The sequence below is a fragment of the Sphingorhabdus sp. genome (assembly GCF_044357595.1).
GTDB lineage: Bacteria > Pseudomonadota > Alphaproteobacteria > Sphingomonadales > Sphingomonadaceae > Sphingorhabdus_B.
Genome location: NZ_JBIKPH010000009.1, coordinates 1 through 20,607, shown reverse-complemented (window position 1 = coordinate 20,607; position 20,607 = coordinate 1). Strand labels below are relative to the sequence as shown.

Below are 20,607 nucleotides of genomic sequence, written 5' to 3'. Positions count from 1 at the left end.
GCTAATCGACCTCCTGAAGTGCATCGCGAACAAAATCGATGCAACCCCCTCTTGCTTGACTTAAATACTCTTTACCTAGATTTTCAGCCCAGTATCGCTCGCTTCCGCATGCCATTCTCAACTGCTGAAGCTGGTGGGTGTAGAGGTGAAGGTCTAACTCGTGAGTCATCCCGATGGCTCCGTGAAGGGCATGGGCTTGTGAGGAAACGAGTTGTGCCGCTTCACTTGCACGAATCTTTGCAACAGCAACCCTGTTTTGATCAAAGTCTATGCTCGACATACCTATTCTCGCTGCGACATTCGCAGAGGCGACTTGCTGCGCCATCAATGCCAGATTATGTTGAACCACTTGAAACTTGCCAAGAGTTCTGCCGAACTGTTCCCGCCCGTTTGCATAACTGAGGCACATATCCATCAGCCTGTTCATCATGCCCGACATGCGGGCCGCCGCTAAGGCGGCCGTGACAACGAGCAAATCAAGCTTTCCTGCACAGACGCTAAAGTCAGCGTGACAAACGATATTTCCTTGGTGAAGCGACACCAAATTCCATCGACCACCATCTTGAACAATAGCATAGGAAGCGTCGGATTCAGCAGGTAGGGTCGAAGGGCTGTAACAAAGTGTGATTGTAGCCCTCTCCGGAATGCTCGCATCCTGTCCCGCTAGTAATGCTCGTGCTACCATTGTCTCAGCAAAGGGAAGCGGCAGCAAATACTCACCCGTTGCTGCGATTAAAGGAAAAACGTCAGGTAAACTTAGGCCCACGCCTCCTCGACTTTCGGGTAGCAGAGCATCAACGAAGCCGGAATCTTCTATGAGGTCCCACAGGGCGTCTTCCGAAACACTCCCAGTACGCCGAATAACTTGCGGCGTGCAAATGTCGGCCATCAAACGGCGGAATGGTTCAGCAAGTGTATCGTCAGTTGACATCAGCGCAGTCCGAGTCCGCGGGCGATCATTCCACGGAGTATTTCCCTTGTCCCGCCGCGCAAGGAAAAAGCAGGGCTTAATCGAAGCAAGAAGGCAAGCGTCTGCATCAGTTCTTGGTCATTCGGCGAACCGGGATCAGATCCTACCGCATCCGCAATATCGGCTGGTATGGATTGTTCAAATGCCGTCCCCAAGTCTTTGATCAATGCGGCCTCAACGATCGGTGCATGATTTTGTGCCAATCGGCCAGTCACCGACAGTGACATGCTGCGGAGCGTCGCCAAGTCAGCTAGAAACTTGCCAAGCCTAACAACATCTGCGTCCTTCGAGCTTCTCCGCAAACGGTCCGCCCATAAATTAAGAAGTATGAGGCTTGAATAGATACGCTCGGGTCCACTGCGTTCGAACGCCAGTTCCGCGTTCACTTGGGCCCAGCCGTTGCCGGCTTCGCCAACAAGCGCATCAGCGTCGAGACGAACATTATCAAAGAACACCTCCGAAAACTCATACTCCCCAGTTGCCATCTGGATTGGCCTAATTGTCACTCCCGGGAGAGCAAGATCAATGATAAATTGCGAAAGACCGGCCTGACGATCGGCTGGGGTTCCCGAGGTTCTTGCGAGCGCGATCATGTAGTGGGATTTATGTGCGTAGGTGGTCCATATCTTTGAACCCGACAGGCGCCATCCATCACCGTCGGGCTCAGCTCGCGTGCGCACGGCAGCAAGGTCTGACCCAGCGTTTGGCTCACTCATTCCGATGCAATATATTGATTTTCCTAAGCAAATATCAGGCAAATACATTTGCTTTTGTGCCTCGGTTCCGAAACGTAGCAATAAAGGTCCACTTTGCCGATCGCCGATCCAATGGGCCGCGATCGGCGCGCCGGCACAAAGTAGTTCTTCGACAACAACGAAGCGTGAAAACGCATCCTTTCCGCTGCCGCCATAACGTTCGGGCAACGTCAGGCCTAGCCAACCGCGCTCTCCCAAAGAACGGCTGAATTCAGCATCAAACCCCGTCCAAGTGCGCGCTTTTTCATGAGCCGGCAATCCCGCGAGCTTTTCAGCGATAAATGCCCTAACCGGGCCTCTAAGTGCCTCTGCGTCCCCAGGCATATTTGATTTGGGGAATGCATCGGAAAGTGAAATCATGTTGGTCGAGTTACGAAAGTTCATCCTCCTTCTTTAGCAGAGTTTGGGAACACCTTGTCGTCCAGTAAGGAACAGACTCTAGTCTCCAAGCGCAGCGAGGCACTTTAACAATGTTACAAAAGCGATGAGAGTATAACGTTTAACCGTGATAGCCATCCAATGGCGTGACAGTGAGGTTCAAAAATGAATATGATTGACGGTGAACTACGGAGCCGAATTGAGGTTTTGGAAGCAGAAAGTGCAATTCGAAATTGCCTTCACCTCTACTGTCGCGGGATAGACCGTCGCGTGCCCGAAATTGTTCATCAGGTGTTCTGGGATGATGCCACGGTTGAATATGGTATGTTTGCCGGGACAGCTTCGGAGTTTGCGGAGTCCATTTCTGGATGGTTTGAAGCGGGCGGGGTGGGCAATACCGCGCACTTAATAGGAAATGTAACGATCGCACTGGATGGGGCCATTGCCTACACAGAGGCCTATCTTCATGCGCACCATCGCCTAACAAATGCTGACGGCGTACACTACGACAGCGTTTTCGGTGGTCGTTATCACGACAGGTTTGAATGCAGAGACGGCCGATGGCGCATTGCGTTTCGTCGTCTCGTCTTCGACTGGTTCCGCGATTATCCCGACACGGGTGATTGGGACATTGGATCAATGGGTGTCAATCGAGCTAACGCGACAATTGGGGCCCCGGGCACGGACAATTGGCCTGAGCTGAACTCAGCATTGCTGGGACGGGCAAACAAGCTATAAATAATTATGGAATTGCCAGATCAGGCCGTCTCACCATTATCGATTACCAGCGACGCACCGTTAACGTGCCTTGACTCATCTGAAGCCAAATAAAGCAGGAAATTTGCAACGTCGATCGGTTTGCCTTGGCCATGACCTTCAAGCTCTTCAAAACTGGCACTGTCCGGTGACATTTCTAACAACGCCTGCTGTGTCATCGGGGTCAGTATCGAGCCAGGAATAATCGCATTACAGCGTATTCCGTTACCAACTTCCCGACAATGCGCGGCGACACTTCTAGTGAGGGCGAGCACTGCCCCCTTGGCGGCGCTATATGATGGGACTGCAGCAATACCCTTGATCCCTGCAATCGACGCCATGTTAATTATCGATCCCCCGCCACTAGCAGCTAGTGTTGGGATTACGGTCTTACAACCAAGAAAGGTTCCTTCGGACATAACCGCATTAATGAAACGGTATTCATCGAGCGTGCAATCCTCAACCGATCCAAATTTGACGACGCCGGCATTGTTTACAAGGCAATCAAGGCGGCCAAAATGGCTCAGCGTTTGCGCAATAACATTTTGCCAAGCGGCTTCCTCGCGAACGTCATGGGCTATGAATATTGCCCCCGGAATCTTAGATGCGACGCTTTCGCCCAGTTGGACATTCACATCGGTCAGAACGACACTTGCGCCTTCGTCTGCCAATAAGGCGGCATCAGCAGCGCCAAGTCCCGACGCTGCTCCGGTAATCAAAACAACCTTGCCAGCTACTCGGCCCATAACATAAACTCCATATTACTTGATCGCTTCTATCACCTCGCTGCAGGGCAGGCCATGACCTGCGATGATGCCGAAGTTGTCTATGCAGGAAAACTTAAATCCAGACCGCCCATCCATCTAAAGTTATCTTGAGGTGTGCATCTACAGTCAAATGTAAACTATATCCGTAATTGCCTACCACGGTTATGATTAAGTTCGCCGTATCAATAAGAACAAGGAAACTTAATGACTGATTCGACGATAAGCTTTCTCGACCCCGAAGTGCAAAAATGTCCATATGGTGCTTACCGGGAACTGAGAAAAGATGGTCCTGTCTACTTCGATGAATCCTGTGGCTTCTACATGGTTTTTGGGTATGATGAAATTCGTCAGATCACCGCTGACCCTGCCACCTTTTCCAGTGTCACCGGGCTTCTGCTCGTCAAAGATACGGGCGAACAAGAACATTTGAATAAGGTGTTCGAAGAGCACGGTTTTTTACCTGTCAACACCCTGGTCGTTGCGGACCCGCCAATCCATACTTTTCACCGGTCACTGGTAGATAAAGCTTTCAATGCAATTGCATTGAAACGCATGGAGGCGTTTCTAGAGATAACTGTTGGCAGGATCGTTGACCAATTTTTGGGAAAAGGCGGAGGAGATTTTTATACGGATGTCGCTGCCATTCTTCCTTCATATGTGATTGCAGATCAAATGGGTTTTTCTTCCGACGATTTCGAGAAGTTCCGAACGTGGACGGACGCGGTCGTGGCGGAGGCAAATCCTAACAATACGCCTGCCGAACAGTTAGAAATTACGCGTACTATATGCGATCTGCATCAGCACATTTCGGAAAAAGCAGACTACTTTCTGCTGAATCCGCGACCTTGCTTACTGAGCGATATGGTTCACGCTGATGTTGATGGCCAACGTCTGACAAGGCAGGAGCTAGTTTCAATATTTGTTATTTTGATCGCTGGTGCTCATGATACAACCACGAGTTCACTGTGTTCGGCACTTTATCGTCTGGCGAAAGATCGTGAGCTGCAGGACAGGCTGCGGGAGAACTCAACCCTCATTACAAAATTCGTCGAAGAGGTGTTGCGCTTTGACTCGCCCGTTGCGGGGCTGTTTCGTCGAGCAACGTGCGATACGATGATCGGTGAAATACCAATCGCGAAGGATTCACTCCTTATGATCCGCTATGGTGCCGCAAACCGTGATCCCAAGATGTTTGAGCATCCTGACACGTTCAACATCGATCGCACTAATGCATCAAGACATTTGTCTTTCGGATCGGGGCCGCACACTTGTGTCGGCAATCTTTTGGCTCGTGCCGAATTGAGAATTGCTGTTGCAAATATGCTCAAAAAAACCCGTGAAATACGTCTGAAGGACGGCGAAGCAAGCGTCTCTTGGCTCACCCAGTTCATCGTGTACGGTCCCAACCGATTGGAGCTTGCATTTAGCCCTGCCTGAGGGGGTGCATGGTTAACTCAAATATCATGCTGGGGCAAAGTTGCTGTCATCTCCGGATATGTCAACCCAAGGGTTAGGCCGTCATAGTCTTAGGCATAATGTAAGAGAAAAGTAATTTCTGGGAGGGAACGTTTCGTGAGCAACACCAACAAAACATTGCGTATCTATGCTACTGAAGGAAAAATGATACTTCTGGGGTCGATTTCTTTGCTTGCCATGATCGCTACGCCGGTCAGTGCACAGCAAGCTTCGGCTGATGAGGCAGAGGCCGATGAATTTGGCACGATTACTGTCACTGCCCGTCGACGGGATGAAACGCTTGACAAAGTGCCAGCTTCCGTTTCGGCATTTAGTACCGAACAGCTCGCTGCTCGATCAATTAGCACGGAATCAGACTTGCAACGTGCCGTTCCTGGGCTAACGATCAGGGAGAGCCTTTCGTCAAACCAACTGAATTATTCGCTTCGCGGTCAAAGCGTCGATGCCTATTCAAGTTCCAGCCCAGGCGTCTTGCCCTACTTTAACGAATTTCAAGTGACGACGACGAGTGCGACATCGTTTATTGATCTGGAATCTGTTCAAGTTATTAAGGGCCCTCAGGGAACCTTATTTGGTCGAAACACGACTGGCGGCGCCGTCCTGTATGGCACTGCAAAGCCAACTAACGATCTTTCCGGATTCGCAAAGGCACGCATTGGGAATTATGATCTTCGCGAAGGCGAACTGGTTTTGAACCTACCCCTTGTCACCGACAGGGTTCTGGTTCGTTTGGCTGGATCCATCCTTCGCCGCGATGGCTTCATGTATGACGATCTAAACGATGTTGATCTGGGTCGGGATTCAGCACAGACGGGACGGATCAGCGTGCTGCTGCGCCCGAGCGACAGGCTCGAGAACATTACCATGTTTCAGTATAATTCGACCAATGGGACGAATGCCGGTAGCCCGATTTTCAATGTTTACCCCGCCTCGGTAACAGCAATCACTTACAGCCCTCTGGGACTTGGCCCTGGGTGGCCAATTTATGTCGCAGGAAACCCTGGTGTCGACCCCGCAGGCCTCGCGTCATTTGCTGCGGCACAAGCGCTACGTGGGCCGTATAGAGTTAGTTTCAACAGCGATTCCGAACATCGTGGCCGGTCAAAGATATTGACCAACACAACCACTTTCGAAGCATCCGATGACATAACGCTAAAAAACATTGTCGGTTACAGCTATGGTCGAAGCGCGGATTCCACTGATGTAGATGGTACGCCTTATGCAATCTATAGCAATGGGCTAGACGAGCTGCACGATCGCCAAGTTTTTTCGGCGAAACAATGGTCAGAGGAATTCCAGTTGCAGGGCAAGGCGTTTGACAGTCGCCTTGAATATATCGTCGGCGGTTACCTAGGGTATGAGAAAAAATATTTTTACATCCCAACGTCCTTCTTTGATCTGCGTCCGTTGGTGCCCACCGTTCCTGGGGCTGATAAAGAAAACGTCCAGATTAGCAAGAATCAGGGCCTTTTTGTGCACGGCAGTTATGGAATAAATGATCAGCTAAAATTCACTGCTGGGTTCAGATATACTTGGGAGCAGGTTCGCGCCAACCACTTGCCACGAAGCCTTTATGGACAGCTTGGTTTCGCTCCCAATGGTATTCGGGAAACGTTCAGCAAACCAAGCTGGAACGTTGGCCTTGAATATCAGGCAAATTCCGATTTGCTTTTGTACGTCACGCATAGAGGTAGCTGGCGGTCAGGAGGGTTCAACACAAACTCGCAACTCGCACCCGGATCAATTGCCGTCGGCGGTGCGCTATTCTTGCCAGAAACGACGAAGGACATTGAGGCCGGCCTGAAGTATAATGGCAGCCTTGGGAATACTCCGCTTCGCTTCAATGTGGCTGCCTACAATCAGTGGGTAGATAACATTCAACGCGCGGTCTATGTGAACATCACGACGCCGATCCCGCTTGGGCCAACGGCTTTGACCGCAAACGTGCCTCAAGCAAAGATCACGGGCATTGAACTCGAAGCGGAAATTAGGCCTGCCTCGTGGCTGACTTTGGGCGCAAATTTTGCTTATACCGATGCCCGTTTTAACAAAAATATTGTTACATTGTTCGGAGTTACAACGGCGTTCGGACCGTTTCCAGACACGCCGAAAACAACCGGGTCAATCTTCGCACAGATTAGTGTGCCCTTGGCGGGGGATATGGGCGAAATGTCTTTCCGCGGCGATTTCTATTCTCAATCGAAATTCTTCTATTCGAGCGTCAACAACACCATCAATCCCGGCTCGGTTCTGCCCGGTTACTCAGTCGCCAATTTTCGCGTCAACTGGAACGAGATTTCCGGCTCAAAGGTTAGCGCTGCATTTTTCGTGAAGAATGCCTTTAATAAGACATATTACACCGGTGGCTTGGCGCTCGGGTCCGTGCTTGGCCTCAACACCGCCATTCCAGGGCGCCCTCGCATGTACGGAGCAGAAGTCAGCGTGAATTTCTGAACCCGACATTGTTCACATATGGACCCGCATTCATTCACAAGGAATGCGGGTCTACTTTTTGATAGCGCAACTGGTAATTTTACCAATCCTAGCGAAAAATGGCGGTTGCAATGGCTTTGGAAATCGTTGGCATCAGCGTCCTCAACGACAACTACATCTGGCTGGTACATGATACCGTTTCAAAGGAAACGCTGGTCGTAGATCCGGCGGTTGCTGATGCCGTAATTCATGAGTGCAGTAGGCGTGGATGGTCCATAACCCAAATCTGGAACACCCATTGGCATCCCGATCATACCGGTGGAAATGCCGACTTACGAGCCGCCACCGGTTGTACGATTGTCGGACCAGCGGCCGAAAGCGATAAGATTCCTTCTCTTGATCTCTGCGTGGGCGAAGGAGATCATCTTGAATTTGGTGGCACCAGAGCAACAGTCATAGAGGTGCCGGCACACACCTTGGGCCACATCGCGTTCCATTTCCCCGAAGACGCAATAGCGTTCGTTGGCGACACACTTTTTGTGATGGGTTGTGGACGATTGTTTGAAGGAACTGCGGACCAGATGTTTGCCAACATGCGCCGGTTGGCGGCTCTGCCGGAGGAAACAAAAATCTACTGTGCGCATGAATACACGCAATTGAACGGTCGTTACGCATTGACCGTTGAGCCTGAAAACACAACCTTGATCGCGCGTATGAAAAAAGTAGATGCAGCACGCGCACGTGGAGAAGCGACTGTTCCAACAACGATCTACCTTGAGCGTGCGACCAATCCTATGATGCGTGCAGAAAGCGTTGCCGAATTTGCCAAAAGGCGACGGGAACGAGACAATTTCAGCGCGATTCTCTGACGATTTTTTGCTGATGGGTTACCGCGGCGGCATGCGCAATGCACCGTCAAGTCGGATCGTTTCACCATTGAGGACTGGATTTTCTAGAATCTGTGTCGCCATCAGCGCAAACTCTTCTGGCTTTCCAAGCCTTGCAGGATGGGGGATCGAACTTCCAAGCGACGCACGGACTTCCTCCGACAGGCGTGCCAGCAGTGGTGTATCGAAAATTCCGGGTGCGATCGTGCAAACACGGATCATCTTCGTTGCTAGATCCCGCGCCGCAACCAGCGTCATGCCGACTACACCAGCTTTTGAAGAGGCATAAGGAATTTGACCTATCTGGCCCTCATAAGCTGCGACCGAAGCCGTCATGATGATTGCCCCGCGTTCCTCATCCAAGGGCTCATTTTTTGCCATCGCAGCGGCGGACATTCTCAAGACGTTGAAGCTGCCGATGAGATTGGTCTTGATCACCCCCTCGAACGCTTCAAGTGATCCAGGATTACCTTCTCTATCAAGAATTCGCATCGTATGGCCGCGACCGGCGCAATGGACAGTCGCGCGCAAGGGACCCAATCCCAGAGCTTGTGCTATAGCTGTTTTCATATCAGTTTCGTTGGTTACATCGCCTGCCACAAAGCGCACTTTTGCGCCCAATGAAGCGGCGACTGACTTTCCGTCTGACGTAGGCAGATCAACGATGACAACTTTTGCACCTTGATCCAACAGACGGCGTGCAGTTGCGAGACCGAGACCTGAAGCCCCGCCCGTAACAAGTGCGACGATGCCATCAATATTCATGTCTGTTCTCCCTATAGCCTCTCAATGATCGTGGCGTTAGCCATCCCGCCGGCTTCGCACATGCTCTGAAGCCCATAGCGACCGCCGCACTGTTCAAGCCCATTGAGCATGGTTGCCATCAATCGCGTGCCGGACGCCCCCAAAGGATGTCCCAATGCGATTGCGCCTCCTCGGGGGTTAAGTCTGGTCATATCGGCATCTAGTTCTCGCGCCCAAGCCAATGGAACGCTCGCAAACGCTTCATTCACTTCAAAATGATCGATGTCGCCAATATCTAGACCCGATTTCTTCAGCACTCTGCGTGTTGCCGGAATGGGCGCAGTCAGCATTAGCAAAGGATCGTCGCCGATTACGTCAAAGGCCGCAAATCTTGCTCGCGGTGTCAACCCAAGTCGTTTGGCCGCCTTTTCGCTTGCAAGCAACATCGCAGAGGCGCCGTCCGTCAATTGCGATGAATTTCCTGCCGTCACACTCCAGCTAATCTGGGGAAACCGATCACGCTCGTCTGACGACTCAAATGCCGTGTGCAGCAATGATAATGACTCAGCCGTTGTTCCAGGCCGGATCGTTTCGTCTCTTTCAACAATTCCGCTGCCGGTTCGGATGGGAATGATTTCATTGTGAAAGCCGCCCGAGTTTTGCATTTCGAATGCTTTGCGATGGGACTCCGCGGAATATTCATCCATATCGTTTCGTGTAATATTCCATTTTGCCGCGATAAGTTCAGCAGATATGCCCTGCGACACCAGTCCGGGCGCATAGCGCGCGTTTATTGTCGGACCGTAAGGGTCCATTCCCATCCGGGCCGACCCCATTGGAATGCGGCTCATCGATTCAACCCCGCCGGCAATAACAAGATCATATGCACCAGCTGCAATTCCCTGTGCCGCAAAATGGACTGCTTGCTGACTCGATCCGCATTTTCGCTCGATCACAGTCGCTGGGACATGGACGGGAAATCCAGCCGCAAGCAAAGCCATGCGCCCCACGTTGCCTGACTGTTCTCCTCCCTGACTGACACAGCCCATCAACACATCATCAATTTCCCCCGGGTCAATTCCGCTGCGCGCGATCAGGGCTTGGAGCGTTTGTGCGAGTAATTCAACCGGATGAACGGTGTGAAAGGCGCCGCCTGCTTTTCCTTTGGCCATAGGAGTGCGGACAACGTCGATAATGAACGGCGTCGACATGGTGTATCCTTCTCAAAAAAATTAGAGCGAACGTGCGATAAGGAGCTTCATGATCTCGCTGGTGCCCCCATAAATGCGATAACCACGAGCGTCCTTGTACATTTGGGAAATCGGGTATTCCGCCATGTAGCCATATCCTCCATGCAGCTGCAGACATTCATCGATCACCCTTGCCTGCGCTTCGGTAATCCACAATTTCGCCATCGACGCCGTTGCAGCATCAAGTTGTCCGGCGAGCAATTTTTCGGTGCAGTGATGCAGGAATACCTTTGCAACCGTCGCCTGCATTTTGCACTCGGCGAGTTTGAATTGAGAATTCTGAAACTCAATCAATTTACGGTTAAAAAGCTTTCTGTCCTTCACGTAAGCGATGGTTTGTTCGAGCGCAGATTCCATCATCGCCATTGCCTGCCATGCTATGACTAGCCTTTCTTGGGGAAGGTTAGACATCAGCATAGCAAGTCCATTACCCTCGGTACCTAAAAGGCAGTCAGCAGGGACAATCATATCGGCAAAGAACATTTCGGCCGTATCACGGCCTTCCTGGCCAAGTTTTTCCAGGATCGGACCACGCGAGAACCCCTTTGTCGATGCCGTATCTACAACGAACAGAGAGATGGACTTTGAGCCAGCATCCGGATCCGTTTTCGCGGCTACAATGACGATATCTGCGAGGTGTCCGTTGGATATAAAGGTTTTCTGACCATTAATTATGTAGTGATCGCCGTTGCGCACGGCTTTGGACTTCATGCCCTGAAGGTCCGAACCTGAAGCTGGTTCGGTCATTGCGATTGCAAGAATAGTTTCACCGGAGCAGACGCCAGGAAGAAAGCGAAGTTTTTGCTCTTCGGTTCCGTACTGCAAAATGTAGGGTGCAACGACTGCACTGTGTAACGGAAATGCAAGGTTTAAAGCATTGTGGCGCCCGAGCTGCTCGATCAAGATTGCATCAAATCGAAAATCACCACCGCTTCCGCCATAGGCTTCAGGGATCGATGCGCCAAGAATACCCAAATCCCCTGCTGCCTTCCAGATGGAACGCGGAACGATACCGTCACTTCGCCATAGCGCCGTTTGTTTCGGCCCTGCATTCTCAGCAAGAAGCTGGTTTACAGAATTTTCAAACATCAATAGCATCTCGTCATCAAGAAATGCTGGTCTACCAAGGTCAATTCCAGACAATTTGTTGTCTCCAGATTTCCTGCCGCCCGACTTCGCTCTGTTTTAAAAGAGCACGTCCTGGTTAAGCGTAGTTTGGGTGTCCATGGCGCGGCGGAATCGACGCATCATGTCCATTTCGCCGTCCGATTTGTGGTCAGCTAGAAACTCGCGCTTCAATTGACCGATCCCATGCTCGGCAGTAATAGCGCCTTCGAACTTCTTAAGAACGTTAAACACGATACTTTCAATTTCGTGCTCATACGCCAGTGTTTCGGAACCGATATGTGCCGCGATATGGATGTTATTGTCACCTAAATGGCCGAATGTTGCCGTCTTCAAGTTTGGAAAAGCGCTGCGGAGAGCAGACTCAGCTTCATGTATAAAGTCGTCCACTTCCCTTACATCGACACTGATATCGAACGATACAAACGGACTCATTTCGCGGACAATGATTTCAGCAGCCTCACGAACGCGCCAAAGATCAGCAACTTGCTTCTTTGACATGGCCGTCACGGCATCAACAATCAGGCCTGCTTCGTAAGATTCCTCAAGAAAGACTTCAAAGAGCTGCTGATCAATTTCTTCTTGATATCCCATTGCTTCGATGAGCACATATGCCGCCTGCCCAGGCTCAACAGGACGTCGGCCAGTTTCACTTTGCGAAACGAGATCATAATAATCAGGCCACATGACTTCGAATGCAGACAATGTAAGTAAACGTCGGGCACTCGACAGCAGGTCAATCAGATGTTTGTGGCTAGCGACTGATACGAAAGCGACGAATTGGCTTGTCGGTGCCGGGACAAGCCGCAGCACAGCCTTGGTAACAATTGCGATCGTGCCTTCCGTCCCAATAATGAAGTGCTTTAAATCATATCCGGTATTGTTTTTGATCAGCCGGTTCATTGAGGAAATGATAGTCCCGTCAGCTAGCACTGCTTCAATTCCAAGGACGTTTTGCCTCGTCATTCCCCATCGCAGGACTCGGTTGCCGCCCGCATTTGTCGCAATTGTTCCGCCAATTGTAGCCGATCCCTTGGAGCCCAAGTCAATTGGATAAAAAAGGTCGAGATCGGCTGCCGCGCTCTGCAGGGCTTCGACTGCCACTCCTGCTTCCACTTCAGCTAATTGGGTAAGAGGACAAATATTCGAAATCTTATTCATTCGTTCAAGCGAAAGTACAACCTCTTTTGAGTTTGCATACGCACCACCGGCGACGCCGGTCCTTCCTCCATGCGTAACCACATGCAGCTGGCGTGCCTGGCAGAATTTGAGAATTTCTGAGACTTGCTCAGTATTTGCTGGGCGTAATATAATACCACCAAGCGGAGGGACGTTGCGGAATGGGTCGCATGATCGGCTCGATACATCGTCGCCGGTTAGGACACCTTGTTCGCCTAGTAACGCTCGGAATTCGTCAGCAAGAGCATTCATTTATGATCCGCTCCCTGATATCGCTGCGATGTCTGAATCAGCTCGATTGAATAGCCGTCTGGATCCTTGACAAAGGCCAGCGCAGGCGCCGCAGGAAGAAGCCGCTTGGGCTCCACGGATATTGTGACACCGCTCGCCCTGAGACGTTCGCATGCCTCCCAAAGATCAGGCACCCCTATGGCGATATGACCATATCCGCTCCCATGGGTGTAACCAATGATATTTTCGGAAGCATCCCAATTGTGCGTAAGTTCGATCGCGCCCGAGTAGTAATCTTCTCCGAAGGATATGAATACGATGGAGAACCGGCCTGCTTCGATATCGACGCGGTTGAGCACGTTCATCCCGAGCTTCGTACAATAGAATTCGAGGGACTTTTCGAGGTCGGAAACGCGGATCATCGAATGCAGAATGCGAGGAGCATCTGCCTTGCTTCCCCATTCCCAATACAATTCTTCCTTATCCATCTCGAAGCCCCCTTGTTCGTTCGGAATATCAGGTAAGGCAGGTGCGTCCCATACCCAGAGTTCAGGGAAACCTTGCCCACAGACGTAATATTAAAAGACATAGCCTTGGCACGAAGTGAGAATTGTCTGCTGTTGCAAGCTCCAAAAATTAGCTCGCCCTTCTTGACCCTAGCTGTTCTATTAGGATCAGAGGATTAGATCAGTTATGGATTTTTTAATTGCGCCCGAAGATTTGGCGTTCAGAGCAGAGATACGCGCATTCATCGAAACTGAATGTCCCGAGGATATCATTCGTCGGGGAAAGCATGACTATCACAGCGCTAGGGAAGATGTCCGCGTATGGATGCAAATCCTAAACAAGCATGGTTGGAGCGCCCCGCATTGGCCAACCGAGTTTGGAGGAACCGACTGGAGTCCATTACGGAAATATATTTTCCAAGACGAACTTCGCCGCGCTCGAACGCCGGTGCTTGATCGGTGTGCGTTAGATCTGCTTGGCCCCGTCCTTTGTGCGTTTGGATCGGACGCGCAAAGGAAGAAATTTCTGCCGCCCATTTTGACCAACGACGTGTGGTGGTGTCAGGGATTCTCGGAGCCGAATGCAGGTTCTGACCTTGCCTCTTTGCGCACTAGGGCTGATCTGAATGGAGACCATTATGTGGTCAACGGCTCCAAGATATGGACGACCGAAGCCCATTATGCAGATTGGATATTCGCTCTGGTTCGAACCGATCAGGATGCAAAGCCGCAGGCTGGTATTTCGTTCCTGCTCATCGATATCCGGTCAACTGGCATAGAATTGCGACCAATTTGGTCAATTGACGAAGGGCTCACGCTCAACGAGGTTTTTTTCGACAATGTACAAGTCCCGAAGGAGAACCTGATCGGGCAGGCAGGTATGGGCTGGAGCTATGCCAAATATCTTTTGACGCATGAGCGCACTACCTCGGCTGTTATATCACATACAAAGCGCGATATTGAGCAGGTTCGGCATCTTTCGCTCACTAACCGAGCGGGCGCAGTGTCGTTGGCGCAGGAACCGGCCTTTGCTACAAAGTTGGCGCGATTGGAAGCGGAGGTAATCGCGCTTGAGTGGGCCGTCATGCGAGTGCTCCATGCTGGTTCGGAAGACACGGCCAGCAATGCTGTAGCCTCTGTTTTGAAACTTCGTGGCTCCGAACTGAGCGAGCGCGCTGCGCTGCTCGCAGCAGAAGCGTTAGGTGACTATGGTATTGCCGCGATGCAGGATCCCGAAGGGCTTCATAGACTGTATCCCCATGACCTCGGTCCACCACTTGCTGATGACGAAGCAATAGGCGTTACCGCAAAAGCCATGTTTCGCAGGGCAACAACCATTTATGGCGGTGCCAGCGAGGTTCAGCGCTCCATCATCGCTAAATCGATTTTGGGCCTGTGAGGGTATAATGGATTTTACTCTGACTTCCGAACAGCGGGCACTGAGCGACAGCGTCGCTCGGTTCTGCGAGAGAAATTACACAGGTGCTGCAAGAAATGCCCTGATCAACACCGATATCGGTTTTTCACGAGAGAACTGGAAATCATTTGCAGAACTTGGTTGGCTTGGAGCCGCCCTATCGGAAGCCGAAGGTGGATTTGGAGGCGGTGCTGTTGAAAATGCCTTGATTATGGAGAGATTTGGTCGGAGCCTAGTCTTGGAGCCTTTTCTTATCAGCTCAATCCATGGCCTGCAAACATTGCTGGGTACCGAACCTACCCAGCGACGATCCGAGATGGTTGAAGCCATTTTGTCAGGGGAGATGCTCCTGTCCGTCGCGCATAGTGAACCCGCCTCACGCGGTGATTTGAATCAATGCGAAACAATGGCCCAAAAAATAGGGCCAAATTGGACGATATCTGGCCATAAGTCAGTCGTTCTAGGAGCACCGTCAGCGAGCAAGCTTCTGGTGTCGGCGCGAGTAGATGAAGGTATCGCTCTGTTTCTCATTGATCCTGCAGCCGTTGGTGTCGTCATGAGACCTTACCGGACCTTGGACAACCATCGTGCGGCAGACATCTGGTTTGACGCGGTTGAAGCCGAGCTGCTGGCAGACCCTTCGTCTGCTCCCAGCGCGATTCAGCGGGGCTTTGAACATGCACTTTTGGGTGTATGCGCGGAAGCGGTTGGCGCAATGGATGTCGCAATATCGACAACACGGGACTATCTGAAAACGCGTCAACAGTTTGGAATACCGATCGGTAATTTTCAAGCATTGCAGCACCGTATGGCCGATATGTTCGTCGAGTATGAATTGTCCCGTTCGATCCTCTATGCTGGAATGGCCGCAATGGATCGGAATTGCTCTGAGCGTGCAAAAACGATTGCGGCCATGAAGAGCTTTATCAGTTCGGCGGCACTTTTTGTGGGCCGAAATGCCGTACAGCTTCATGGCGGGATTGGCGTGACCGAAGAATATGTGATTAGCCATTACTACCGGCGACTTTTTGTCATTTCTGCGCAGTTTGGAAATGAAAGCTATTACCTCCTTCAAATGGCAAAGAACCCTGTCCCTTTTTGGACTTCCGAGGTTGAACGCGGGGGCACCGAGGCGATCATCATTGTTGACAAGCTATAACTTAGAGCTCACGTTTTTGGTTTGGGGGCACATTAGATTAATCAACGCGCTAACGGCGCGTCAGTGATCAGGAGGGATAGATGAAAACCGTCTTTTCCTATCGCGGGAGCGATATGGCGATGTTCCGACGCGACTATGGGGAGATCGTTCGCCGCGAGTTTTATGACGGGGATCTCGGTGCTGACGAGACGGAGTATCTCGACTTCACGTTTCAAAAGGCGCTCGATTACCCGATGGGCCTTTTACGCGTTTTTTCACGCACGGGGATATCCTACAGGCGCAATTTATCGCACATCCGTCGCAACAAGGTCGGTGTTCGGGTCATTTGGTTTGTGAAGCATGGAACGCTGAAAATTGTACGTTCCAATCAATCATGTACGGCAGGCGCCGGTGAGTGTGCGATCCTTGATTCAAACGCCCCATTCCATGCGCGCGCCATTGTTGGTGACGAAGGGATCTTTGAGGCCGTGCAAGCCGTTGTTCCCGCACATTTGTTCCTAACCCACCTGCCCTCGGCATTGGAGTTCGCGTCATCTTTCAAGATTTCACCGGAAGATCGACAAGTTGTTGTTAAACTGCTCGACCTGCTTTTCGACGAAGGCGACCATCTCAGCCGATCTGCTTCTGAGTATCTTGTTCATGCCTTCCTCGAAACAGTTTCGGAATATATCAGTCAGGTATCTGATGGTCAGATTCAGCGTTTAAAGGTTGTCGAGAAACGTTTGGCTGACATTCAAAACTATATCTCGCGCAACCTAACCAATCCCGACCTGAGTTATGATGAGGTTGCAGCAAAGTGTGGGATCTCGCCTCGCTATCTGTGTCATTTACTTAAGGCCAATAACACATCATTTTCTCATCTCATGTGGAGCCAACGCCTCCCAAAAGCCAGAGATTGGCTCGCCTCTGGTCCTCTGCACGACTATCCAATCCATGAAATTGCCTTCATGGCCGGGTTCAAAAGCGCCGCACATTTCAGCCGGATGTTCAAATCAACTTATGGATACACGCCAAAGGAGTTTAGAATGCTAAATCACGACGCGATTCAAGTCGAAATGTCGGACCAACCTATCGACTAGTGTCTGCGGTCCATCGTCAGAATATTCGACACTGATGGCTGTAAAAATTAGCGTAGTGCCGAGATCGCGTATTGGATTGAATGAGCGAGACAACCAAAATTAGGGGCGGCTCTGCCATCGCAGTGGGTGCTGAAAGAGCGGCGATTACTCCGCCCAAACTCTTATAACTGGCTGTCGGCAACGTCCAACAAATCAGTCATATGATCCTTCGTGATCCAATGTCCGCTTATGAGGGAACCAGCCGGCGCTCATAAAGACTTCAATTGGGCGCAAAGCGGACATCTGTCTCAATGCCCGCACAAAGCTGCGCCCCGCGATGAGGCTTAGCTTAGCCGACTTAGCCGCAATGACGGCTCGAAGTGCTCAAACAATCTAAATTTCTGCTTATCGAGCGCACAATCCATTCGACTTCTGCACACAGTCGAGCATTGCTGTTCATGTTCAAGCGCTCGGACATAAGGCGGTGGCAGACCCGGCTGGGTATTCAGCTGGGCTTTGGGTGGTGGGGCAGCATGATGCTGCGTCGATTAAGGAGAACCACCCATGACAAACAATCTAAGCTTGGAACTGAGCCGCCTCGCCATAATGAAGCCTGCCGAGTTGCGTTCTCGATGGCGTGAGGTCTATCGTAACGTCGCCCCCAATATTTCTCCTGACCTTCTCCGGCGCGGTATTGCCTATAGGCTGCAAGAAAAGGCCCTGGGAAAACTGCCTTCCCACATCGAGCGGGAGCTCGACAGGTTGAACGGGAAGGTCGGAACTAGCGCGCCTACACCGGCACGTCGCGGACCCATATTGCCTGGAACCCGGTTCGTTCGCGAATGGAACGGCAAGACTATCGCAGTAACCGCAACTGATAGCGGATTTGATTGGGATAACGATACCTATCGCTCGCTCTCAGAAATTGCTCGCAAGGTCACAGGTGCACACTGGTCGGGTCCAAGATTCTTTGGCCTGACGTCAAAGGCCGCTTGATATGGAACGGACAAAGAAAATGGTGCGCTGTGCCATCTACACCCGCAAATCGACCGAGGACGGACTGGAGCAAGAGTATAACAGCCTTGATGCGCAATATGACGCGTGCACAGCTTACGCACTGAGCCAGCGCCACGAAGGCTGGACGGTCACCAAAGACCGCTATGACGATGGTGGGTTCTCAGGCGGCAATTTGGAACGTCCAGGTCTAAAGCGGCTGTTGGCGGATATAGAAGCAGGCACGGTCGATATCATCCTGCTTTACAAAATTGACCGACTTACCCGTTCGCTGTCAGATTTTGCCAAGATTGTAGAAATTCTCGACCGCAAGGGTGCAAGCTTTGTGTCGATTACCCAGTCGTTCAACACTACGACCAGCATGGGCAGGCTGACCCTCAACATGCTTCTGTCTTTTGCTCAGTTCGAACGGGAGGTCACAGGCGAGCGTATCCGCGATAAGATTTACGCTTCGAAGCGCAAAGGCATCTGGATGGGTGGTCCAGTTCCGCTGGGATACGACGTCATCGACCGAAAGTTGTTGGTCAATGAGGTGGAAGCAGAGCAGGTTCGATACATTATGCAACTTTACCTCAAAGTAGGCTCTGTTCCTGAACTGGTCGACCTATTGGCCAAGAACGGCAGCCATACCAAAATACAGCAGCGCAAAGATGGCGGGACGAGAGGCGGGGTCCACTTCAAGCGCGGTAATCTTTATCACCTTCTATCCAATCGCGTTTACCGCGGCATGACGGTTCACAAGAGTGAAGCCTTCGAAGGCGAGCATGATGCGATTGTTGCTGAGGAGCTGTGGGACCAAGTTCAAGCCAAGTTGGCAAAGCAAGGGCAGGGCGGCAGCTCACGCAGGGTGAGCGCCAGAACAGGCGTGTTGGCTGGGCTGATTTACAATGCGGAAGGAGCCGCAATGGTTCTGACCCATACGCAAAAGGGTAATCGAAGGTTCCATTATTACGCAAATCGCTACGAGAATATCGGAGACTCCTCGGCTTCGCGCGTCAGCGCTCGGGATATTGAGGACATCGTCGTTGGCCAACTCTCGCAAACATTGGCACTAGGCATTCAGGTGCAGAGCGTTTTGCTCGACGGTACGTACACAGCCGACCAACTTCACAACGCAATATCGCGATGTCGCCAGCTGGCAGATGAACTCACCGCCGCCAAATATATCCGGAAGCAGGCCATCATTCGAACCGTGCTCGACCGTGTCGAACTGCATGAAGACCGAGTGGTCATCAAAATCGATAACAGGAGTTTACTCAATGCCATTGGGGCGGAGGGGTCGATACAACCATCAAGTAGCGACCTAATTATCGAACGCGAGGCTATTAGGTTGCGTCGCGGGAAGGCGCTCAGGCTGATCATACCCGCCGCCTTGGCAGGCGACGGCATGTCTTTGCGCGATGCCAAGCTCGTAGCGCTCATCGCCGAATCTAGAGCAATCATGGCTCAAATTGTTACAAACCCTGATAAATCAGTTCCGACCCTTGCAGCCGAACAAGGTCGCTGCCGTGTTCGAATGATGAAGGTTGCAAAGCTTGTTTGCCTTGACCCCTATATCGTCACTGCAATTGTGGAAGGGCGACAGCCTCTAAAGCTAACCCCAAGCAAACTTCTTGCCGCCGATTTACCGCTAGCATGGCCAGAACAGAGGCGCGTCCTCGGGTTCAGCTGATACCCAGCGTAAACTAAAAGAAGTCTGTTTTTGGGGCCTGTGAGACGGGCCTTATTTTTTGCCTAATCGGTCTCACAACAGAGACAAGTTTGGCTTCTGCACGAATGTAGGGACTGCCAATGCCCGCAGAACTCCGCCGTTCATAGCGTCCCACGACAGAAGTCTCTGGAAAGTTGTGATTTTGCGGACTGCGTGGCGCGCCCTACAGGAGTCGAACCTGTGGCCTCAAGATTAGAAGTCTCGCGCTCTATCCAGCTGAGCTAAGGGCGCGCGCTGCGAGGAGCAATAACGGCTTTGCGCTGGAACGCAAAGCTGCTTATGTCGATTTATGCACGATGCCCCTATTCTCTCCGAACGCGCAAGTGCGGTTACTGGCCGTCAGTTTCGCTATTATGATTTCGTTATGGCGGCTTTTGTCGCCATATTGTTGCTGTCCAACATCATCGGTGCCGCTAAACCCGCAGCGCTCGCAATCAACGGCCAACAATGGATATTTGGCGCCGGAATACTATTTTTCCCCTTGGGCTATGTCATTGGTGACGTCTTAACTGAAGTATATGGCTTCGCCCGTGCGCGTAGGGTTATTTGGGCTGGTTTTGCCGCGTTGCTGTTCATGGCATTCATGAGCTGGGTTGTGGTTGCCCTCCCGCCAGCACCCGGTTGGCCGGGGCAGGCCGCTTATGAAAGCGTGTTTGGTCAAGTTTGGCGGATCGTCTTTGCGTCGATCACCGCGTTTTGGGCAGGCGAGTTCATCAACAGCTATGTCATGGCGCGTATGAAGATATGGACCGGCGGAAAGCATTTGTGGTCGCGCACCATTGGGTCGACTG

At 51.5% G+C, this 20,607-nt stretch carries 18 protein-coding genes and 1 tRNA gene; 10 read left to right on the top strand and 9 right to left on the bottom strand.

All coding sequences use genetic code 11. The features are described 5' to 3' along the window. Position 1: 1 nt before the first annotated feature. Together ACIQ2T_RS02610 and ACIQ2T_RS02605 are read right to left on the bottom strand one after the other, a co-directional pair. Positions 2–931, bottom strand: coding sequence for an acyl-CoA dehydrogenase family protein (locus ACIQ2T_RS02610; protein ID WP_397589444.1), 930 nt, complete (start codon positions 929–931; stop codon positions 2–4). Then, entirely contained in the window at positions 931–2,109 is a 1,179-nt protein-coding gene (locus ACIQ2T_RS02605; RefSeq protein ID WP_397589443.1) for an acyl-CoA dehydrogenase family protein, read from the bottom strand. Before ACIQ2T_RS02605 ends, ACIQ2T_RS02610 begins: the two co-directional genes overlap by 1 nt. Before the next feature lie 159 nt (positions 2,110–2,268). Between ACIQ2T_RS02605 and ACIQ2T_RS02600 the strand changes: the two genes are divergently transcribed. After that, on the top strand, positions 2,269–2,841 hold the full coding sequence (locus tag ACIQ2T_RS02600; RefSeq protein ID WP_397583857.1) for a nuclear transport factor 2 family protein: 573 nt from the start codon (positions 2,269–2,271) through the stop codon (positions 2,839–2,841). Between the two features lie 20 nt (positions 2,842–2,861). Here the strand turns inward: ACIQ2T_RS02600 and ACIQ2T_RS02595 are convergent, their stop codons facing one another. Continuing rightward, entirely contained in the window at positions 2,862–3,605 is a 744-nt protein-coding gene (locus ACIQ2T_RS02595; protein WP_397589442.1) for an SDR family oxidoreductase, read from the bottom strand. Between the two features lie 225 nt (positions 3,606–3,830). On the opposite strand from ACIQ2T_RS02595, the gene ACIQ2T_RS02590 reads away from it, so the two are divergent. From ACIQ2T_RS02590 to gloB, 3 genes are all read left to right on the top strand, one after another. Then, the gene (locus tag ACIQ2T_RS02590) at positions 3,831–5,063 is read left to right on the top strand and encodes a cytochrome P450 (protein ID WP_397589441.1); all 1,233 of its coding nucleotides are present in this window, start codon (positions 3,831–3,833) and stop codon (positions 5,061–5,063) included. Positions 5,064–5,198: 135 nt separating this feature from the next. Further along, complete coding sequence (locus ACIQ2T_RS02585; RefSeq protein WP_397589440.1) at positions 5,199–7,556, top strand: TonB-dependent receptor; 2,358 nt, start codon at positions 5,199–5,201, stop codon at positions 7,554–7,556. A 110-nt stretch (positions 7,557–7,666) separates the two neighbouring features. Further along, on the top strand, positions 7,667–8,404 hold the full coding sequence (gene gloB / locus ACIQ2T_RS02580) for a hydroxyacylglutathione hydrolase (RefSeq protein ID WP_397583853.1): 738 nt from the start codon (positions 7,667–7,669) through the stop codon (positions 8,402–8,404). 18 nt (positions 8,405–8,422) lie between these two features. On the opposite strand, the gene ACIQ2T_RS02575 is transcribed toward gloB, so the two are convergent. From ACIQ2T_RS02575 to gloA, 5 genes are read right to left on the bottom strand one after another with little or no spacing between them, the layout of a single operon-like run. Further along, the gene (locus ACIQ2T_RS02575; protein ID WP_397589439.1) at positions 8,423–9,187 is read right to left on the bottom strand and encodes an SDR family NAD(P)-dependent oxidoreductase; all 765 of its coding nucleotides are present in this window, start codon (positions 9,185–9,187) and stop codon (positions 8,423–8,425) included. Positions 9,188–9,198: 11 nt separating this feature from the next. Then, on the bottom strand, positions 9,199–10,377 hold the full coding sequence (locus tag ACIQ2T_RS02570) for a thiolase family protein (RefSeq protein WP_397583851.1): 1,179 nt from the start codon (positions 10,375–10,377) through the stop codon (positions 9,199–9,201). 21 nt (positions 10,378–10,398) lie between these two features. Next, positions 10,399–11,559: an acyl-CoA dehydrogenase family protein gene (locus ACIQ2T_RS02565; protein ID WP_397583850.1), complete on the bottom strand. Its 1,161-nt coding sequence runs from the start codon at positions 11,557–11,559 to the stop codon at positions 10,399–10,401. Between the two features lie 42 nt (positions 11,560–11,601). Further along, the gene (locus ACIQ2T_RS02560) at positions 11,602–12,972 is read right to left on the bottom strand and encodes an FAD-binding oxidoreductase (protein WP_397583849.1); all 1,371 of its coding nucleotides are present in this window, start codon (positions 12,970–12,972) and stop codon (positions 11,602–11,604) included. Next, entirely contained in the window at positions 12,969–13,439 is a 471-nt protein-coding gene (gloA, locus tag ACIQ2T_RS02555) for a lactoylglutathione lyase (RefSeq protein ID WP_397589438.1), read from the bottom strand. The genes ACIQ2T_RS02560 and gloA overlap by 4 nt, the downstream gene beginning before the upstream one ends. A 205-nt stretch (positions 13,440–13,644) precedes the next feature. On the opposite strand from gloA, the gene ACIQ2T_RS02550 reads away from it, so the two are divergent. The 5 genes from ACIQ2T_RS02550 (at position 13,645) to ACIQ2T_RS02530 (ending at position 19,777) form a co-directional block, all read left to right on the top strand. After that, positions 13,645–14,856: an acyl-CoA dehydrogenase family protein gene (locus ACIQ2T_RS02550; protein ID WP_397589437.1), complete on the top strand. Its 1,212-nt coding sequence runs from the start codon at positions 13,645–13,647 to the stop codon at positions 14,854–14,856. Positions 14,857–14,863: 7 nt separating this feature from the next. Then, a complete protein-coding gene (locus ACIQ2T_RS02545; protein WP_397589436.1) occupies positions 14,864–16,033 on the top strand; it encodes an acyl-CoA dehydrogenase family protein in 1,170 nt (389 codons plus the stop codon). Positions 16,034–16,113: 80 nt separating this feature from the next. Then, positions 16,114–17,112: a helix-turn-helix transcriptional regulator gene (locus ACIQ2T_RS02540; RefSeq protein ID WP_397589435.1), complete on the top strand. Its 999-nt coding sequence runs from the start codon at positions 16,114–16,116 to the stop codon at positions 17,110–17,112. A 543-nt stretch (positions 17,113–17,655) separates the two neighbouring features. Beyond that, positions 17,656–18,087 (top strand): DUF2924 domain-containing protein, encoded by a 432-nt coding sequence (locus ACIQ2T_RS02535; protein ID WP_397583429.1) that lies wholly within the window; start codon positions 17,656–17,658, stop codon positions 18,085–18,087. Position 18,088: 1 nt separating this feature from the next. Then, complete coding sequence (locus tag ACIQ2T_RS02530; RefSeq protein ID WP_397583430.1) at positions 18,089–19,777, top strand: recombinase family protein; 1,689 nt, start codon at positions 18,089–18,091, stop codon at positions 19,775–19,777. A gap of 193 nt (positions 19,778–19,970) precedes the next feature. Here ACIQ2T_RS02530 and ACIQ2T_RS02525 read toward each other — a convergent pair. Continuing rightward, a tRNA-Arg gene (locus ACIQ2T_RS02525) sits at positions 19,971–20,047 on the bottom strand. 58 nt (positions 20,048–20,105) lie between these two features. Between ACIQ2T_RS02525 and ACIQ2T_RS02520 the strand changes: the two genes are divergently transcribed. Then, positions 20,106–20,607: queuosine precursor transporter (locus tag ACIQ2T_RS02520; protein ID WP_397589434.1), on the top strand; the 502-nt coding region annotated here is incomplete at its 3' end.

What these genes read in the sequence shown, in the direction of transcription:
- ACIQ2T_RS02605 (WP_397589443.1), bottom strand. Translation starts at nt 2,109, where the DNA reads ATGAACTTTCGTAACTCGACCAACATGATTTCACTTTCCGATGCATTC.
- ACIQ2T_RS02610 (WP_397589444.1), bottom strand. Translation starts at nt 931, where the DNA reads ATGTCAACTGACGATACACTTGCTGAACCATTCCGCCGTTTGATGGCC.
- ACIQ2T_RS02545 (WP_397589436.1), top strand. Translation starts at nt 14,864, where the DNA reads ATGGATTTTACTCTGACTTCCGAACAGCGGGCACTGAGCGACAGCGTC.
- ACIQ2T_RS02570 (WP_397583851.1), bottom strand. Translation starts at nt 10,377, where the DNA reads ATGTCGACGCCGTTCATTATCGACGTTGTCCGCACTCCTATGGCCAAA.
- ACIQ2T_RS02590 (WP_397589441.1), top strand. Translation starts at nt 3,831, where the DNA reads ATGACTGATTCGACGATAAGCTTTCTCGACCCCGAAGTGCAAAAATGT.
- ACIQ2T_RS02575 (WP_397589439.1), bottom strand. Translation starts at nt 9,187, where the DNA reads ATGAATATTGATGGCATCGTCGCACTTGTTACGGGCGGGGCTTCAGGT.
- ACIQ2T_RS02540 (WP_397589435.1), top strand. Translation starts at nt 16,114, where the DNA reads ATGAAAACCGTCTTTTCCTATCGCGGGAGCGATATGGCGATGTTCCGA.
- gloA (WP_397589438.1), bottom strand. Translation starts at nt 13,439, where the DNA reads ATGGATAAGGAAGAATTGTATTGGGAATGGGGAAGCAAGGCAGATGCT.
- gloB (WP_397583853.1), top strand. Translation starts at nt 7,667, where the DNA reads ATGGCTTTGGAAATCGTTGGCATCAGCGTCCTCAACGACAACTACATC.
- ACIQ2T_RS02535 (WP_397583429.1), top strand. Translation starts at nt 17,656, where the DNA reads ATGACAAACAATCTAAGCTTGGAACTGAGCCGCCTCGCCATAATGAAG.
- ACIQ2T_RS02550 (WP_397589437.1), top strand. Translation starts at nt 13,645, where the DNA reads ATGGATTTTTTAATTGCGCCCGAAGATTTGGCGTTCAGAGCAGAGATA.
- ACIQ2T_RS02595 (WP_397589442.1), bottom strand. Translation starts at nt 3,605, where the DNA reads ATGGGCCGAGTAGCTGGCAAGGTTGTTTTGATTACCGGAGCAGCGTCG.
- ACIQ2T_RS02560 (WP_397583849.1), bottom strand. Translation starts at nt 12,972, where the DNA reads ATGAATGCTCTTGCTGACGAATTCCGAGCGTTACTAGGCGAACAAGGT.
- ACIQ2T_RS02600 (WP_397583857.1), top strand. Translation starts at nt 2,269, where the DNA reads ATGAATATGATTGACGGTGAACTACGGAGCCGAATTGAGGTTTTGGAA.
- ACIQ2T_RS02530 (WP_397583430.1), top strand. Translation starts at nt 18,089, where the DNA reads ATGGAACGGACAAAGAAAATGGTGCGCTGTGCCATCTACACCCGCAAA.